This is a genomic window from Gammaproteobacteria bacterium (assembly GCA_028817255.1).
GTDB lineage: Bacteria > Pseudomonadota > Gammaproteobacteria > Porifericomitales > Porifericomitaceae > Porifericomes > Porifericomes azotivorans.
In genome coordinates this window covers 1-3,939 of sequence record JAPPQA010000069.1, presented here as the reverse complement: position 1 = coordinate 3,939, position 3,939 = coordinate 1, and the positions used below count along the sequence as shown (strand labels likewise).

Sequence of the window (3,939 nt, the reverse complement as noted above, 5' to 3'; positions counted from 1 at the left end):
TGTCTTTACTGCATTAACGGGGGCAGGAATAGCGGGGTAGGTTGGGCGGCGCGGGGTGGGAGTCTTTTCCCCTCGATTGCGGAACGGCTTGAGGGGGGGCCATACCCTGACATACCTCTCTCCGTACCGGGCGCGGCGCCTGTGCCGGCGGGGAATCGGGCAGGAAATTCCATACCAACGAGCGCCCTCTCGCATAGACTTGACAAGAATACAAATGATAAGCATTATCATTAGCATCAATCAATCGAGCAGAACGGAGATTAGCGGAGGCACCTACGATGCAAGCCAAGATTCAGCCCAGAATCCACGCCCTGGCGGCCATAGCGGCCGCCTGCGCCGTGCTTTTATCGGCCGCGGCCCCCAGCGCGGCGCTGGCCGCCGACGAGCAGGAATTCCGGGAACTGCGGCAAACGGTAGAGGAACTGAAGCGGAAGCTGGAGCAGGCGGAACAAAGGCTGGAACAGATGGAGGAGGAAGTAAGCGACAACGCACAGGCGCTGGAGGCCGCTGCCGAGGCCATCGAGGAGGCGGAGGAACAGCCTTCCACCCTCGACAATCTGCACATCGGCGGTTACGGCGAACTGCACTACAACAACCTCAGCGCCGACGACAGCAGCCGCGACAAAAAGCAAATTGATTTCCACCGCTTCGTCTTGTTCTTCGGTTACGACTACTCCGACCGCCTGCGCTTCTTCTCCGAACTGGAACTCGAACATTCGCTGGCCGGCGACGAGGCGCCGGGGGAGGTCGAGTTGGAACAGGCATTTGTCGAATACGATTTCGACGTCCGCAACACCGCCCGAGCCGGCCTCTTCCTGCTGCCGGTGGGCCTGCTGAACGAGACGCACGAACCGCCCACCTTCTACGGCGTTGAGCGCAACGTGGTTGAAAACGTGATCATCCCGACGACCTGGTGGGCAGGCGGCGCGGGCTACACCCACCGCATGGATAACGGCATCAGTTTCGACTTGGCGCTGCACGAAGGCCTGAATATGGAGAAGAGCGCAAGCTCAAGAACCACTTTCTCCATAGGTGGCACGGGTCCCGCCATGGGAGGAGATCCGGTCACGGCAACTACCGCTACCAGCACGACTCTATCCGGGCGCATCCGCAGCGGACGGCAGAAGACCGCGGAAGCCGTCGCCGAAGACCTTGCCTACACCGGACGGGTCAAATACACCGGCATGCCCGGTCTCGAACTGGCCCTGTCGTTGCAGTACCAGAGCGATCCGACGCAAGGCGCGACCCCCGCGGACGATGGCAGCGCAATTGACAGCGCCTGGCTGTACGAATCGCACGTCGCGTTCAACCGCGGCCCCCTCGGTTTGCGCGCGCTGTACGCCCGCTGGGACCTTGATGCCGAAGGTCCCGTAAAGGAATACGACAAACAGGACGGATGGTACCTTGAGCCCTCCTACAAATTGAACGATGCCTTGGGGGTATTCGCCCGGTTCGCGGATGTATCGGGAGGGCGCTCCAGCGACCGATTCAAGCAATGGACGGCAGGCTTCAGCTACTGGCTGAACGAGGATACGGTGCTGAAGGCGGACTACCAGTCGCGCGACCACGACAACAGCGGCGACCGGGGGCGCGATTACGACGGCTTCAATCTGGGAGTCGGCTATCAGTTCTAAGTTTCATCGTCCCGGCCAGGCGGCCGCTACCTCCTTGGCCGCCTGGCCGGCTGCGATGACGGCGCTGACGGTGCTGTTAGCGGCATTGCCGGGGCCGGGGCTGGCGGTGGAGCAAGTCTATGAGGCGCCCGATGCCTTTATCCAGCGCGTGTTCGGCAACGCGCCGCCGGAGGCCTCCCTGCTGTACCCGGACAAATCCCTGAAGCAGCGAATGCGAAACGTGCTGGGGCACCGCTACGCCAAGTTCCGGATCCGCTACTGGTCGAAAGACGGACGCAGTGCCTGGATCCTGGAGGAGATCGGCAAAGAAAGGCCCATTACCTGCGGCTTCGTCGTGGCCCCCACCGGCATCGAGGAACTCAAAGTGCTGATCTTTCGCGAGAGCCGGGGCTGGGAAATTCGCTACGACGCATTTACCCGCCAATTTGTCGGCGCCAAACTGATGCCGACAGGAAAACTGGATCGCGGCATAGATAACATCACCGGCGCGACCCTGTCCGTGCGCGCGGCCACCCGGCTTGCGGAGCTTGCCTTGCTGCTACATGATACCGTCCGTTGAAAGCGGTACGGACAGTCATGATCGAAAAGTGGCACCGGCAAATAGGGCTGGGCGTTTTCCTTTTCCTGCTGCTGTTTACGATCTCGGGCCTGGCGTTGCAGCACGCTTCCCGGCTCGGTCTGGGGAACGCCTATGTCGGTTCCGCCGTCATCGTCAAACTCTACGGCATCGCGCCGGACACCACGACCGATTATGCGCTGGGACGCCGCTGGCTCTCCCACGCCGGGCAATTCCTTTACATAGACGGCTCCCTCGTCCGGCAAATCCGGATGTCCGCAATCAGAGGCGCCGTCGAGACCCCGAACACGCTATGGGTCGCGGGCGACGACAAACTCTGGCTGCTTTCCGGGCGCGGCGAAATACTGGACGAATTCTCCTTCGGCAACGGTCTGCCGGACATCGTCCAAAATATCGGCGGCGACGGCGACGGCGGCATCGTGATCCGCGGCCTGCGCGGCAATTGGTTCACGGACGGCTCCGCTGCGGACGGGGCCTTGCCCGAATGGCAGCCCTACACGGGACAGCGACCGGCATGGGCGCTGCCGGACCAGGCTGCCGGGGCGCCGCCCGCGCTGCGGCAGCAAGCGCTTGCTCATGCCCGCAACCATTCAATCAGCTGGGAGCGCCTGTTGGCCGACCTGCACAGCGGCCGGTTGTTCGGCGTCGTCGGCATCATCGTCGCAGACTTGGCCGCCCTGCTGCTGCTGCTGCTCGCCGCCACGGGACTGTTCCTCTGGAGCCGGCGCAAAACTACGGACCGAGCTTACAGCCGCATACCCACCGCAAATACGCAACCCGCAAACGGAGGAAAAACGCTATGACTCACGCTATGACCAAGAGCAATACGACCGGGCGCCGCACGAGCGAAAATGACAACAATCACGCCAGGGCATGCGGACTGCGGGGGCTCCTGCTCCCGTGTTGCCTGTTGCTGTGCGCGGGCAATGTCCAGGCCGTCGAATTAATTATCGGCAAGGAGCATATCCCGCCCGGCATCGCCCTCGTCTTCGAGGGCGCCATCAAGGACGAGGTAACGCCGGCCGAGCGCCACCTGGCCGTGGAGAAAACGCATGTACACCTGGAAATGCTGGCGAACTGGGCAGCCGACGGAGCGGCGCCGCCGGGCGCCGTCAGCGGCGGCTTCGTGCCCTATCTGCACGTCAGCGCCGAGGTGATCAACCAGGCGAACGGCGCCTCGACGGTGGCGGATCTGGTACCGCACATCAACCTGGGCGACAACCTGCACTACGCCCGCAACATCTCCCTGCCGGGCGGGATCGCGGAGCGCTACGAGGTCGTGTTCCATGTCTCGCCGCCGGGCAAATTCGACCTCGCCTACCATAAAGACTGGCGCGGCAAGTACGGCCCGGGCCTGTTCCAACCCGCCAGTTTCCGCTTCCGCGACGTGGACTTCGAGGAAATCGCGCGCGCGACGCGGGAATGAAATAAATGCCGGGCGGCGGCGCGGCGTTGCCTCAGGCGCGCTGCCTCGGCCACCGTCAACGCGAATGCGCGGGGGCGCCCAGGGGCGCCCAAGTGTGCGCTATTCCCCGCCCTCACCCTCGGTCCCTCTCCCAAAGGGAGAGGGAAGCGAAGAAAGGGCGCCCTCTTCTCCCTCTCCCTCTGGGAGAGGGTTGGGGTGAGGGTAAAATCCGGCGCGAACTACTACTCGGAGACGCTCATGCAATATCCGGAATAGCCGCGCCGCATTCAGCCCGGCGCCGGGGAGCCGCCCTCTGCCGCCCG

General features: G+C 63.4%; 4 protein-coding genes. All 4 read left to right on the top strand.

Annotation, left to right across the window (positions count from 1 at the left end; genetic code table 11):
• The first annotated feature begins 278 nt into the window (after nucleotides 1–278).
• From OXU43_03230 to OXU43_03215, 4 genes are read left to right on the top strand one after another with little or no spacing between them, the layout of a single operon-like run.
• Nucleotides 279–1,634 carry a porin gene (locus OXU43_03230; protein MDD9824172.1) on the top strand — a complete coding sequence of 452 codons (1,356 nt, stop codon included), beginning with the start codon at nucleotides 279–281 and terminating at the stop codon, nucleotides 1,632–1,634.
• A 55-nt stretch (nucleotides 1,635–1,689) separates the two neighbouring features.
• The gene (locus OXU43_03225; GenBank protein MDD9824171.1) at nucleotides 1,690–2,193 is read left to right on the top strand and encodes an FMN-binding protein; all 504 of its coding nucleotides are present in this window, start codon (nucleotides 1,690–1,692) and stop codon (nucleotides 2,191–2,193) included.
• A 17-nt stretch (nucleotides 2,194–2,210) separates the two neighbouring features.
• Entirely contained in the window at nucleotides 2,211–3,014 is an 804-nt protein-coding gene (locus OXU43_03220) for a PepSY domain-containing protein (GenBank protein MDD9824170.1), read from the top strand.
• Between the two features lie 8 nt (nucleotides 3,015–3,022).
• Complete coding sequence (locus tag OXU43_03215) at nucleotides 3,023–3,637, top strand: iron transporter (GenBank protein MDD9824169.1); 615 nt, start codon at nucleotides 3,023–3,025, stop codon at nucleotides 3,635–3,637.
• Nucleotides 3,638–3,939 lie beyond the last annotated feature (302 nt).

Coding starts and splice junctions, on each gene's coding strand:
- OXU43_03230 (MDD9824172.1), top strand. CDS start 279: ATGCAAGCCAAGATTCAGCCCAGAATCCACGCCCTGGCGGCCATAGCG.
- OXU43_03225 (MDD9824171.1), top strand. CDS start 1,690: ATGACGGCGCTGACGGTGCTGTTAGCGGCATTGCCGGGGCCGGGGCTG.
- OXU43_03220 (MDD9824170.1), top strand. CDS start 2,211: ATGATCGAAAAGTGGCACCGGCAAATAGGGCTGGGCGTTTTCCTTTTC.
- OXU43_03215 (MDD9824169.1), top strand. CDS start 3,023: ATGACCAAGAGCAATACGACCGGGCGCCGCACGAGCGAAAATGACAAC.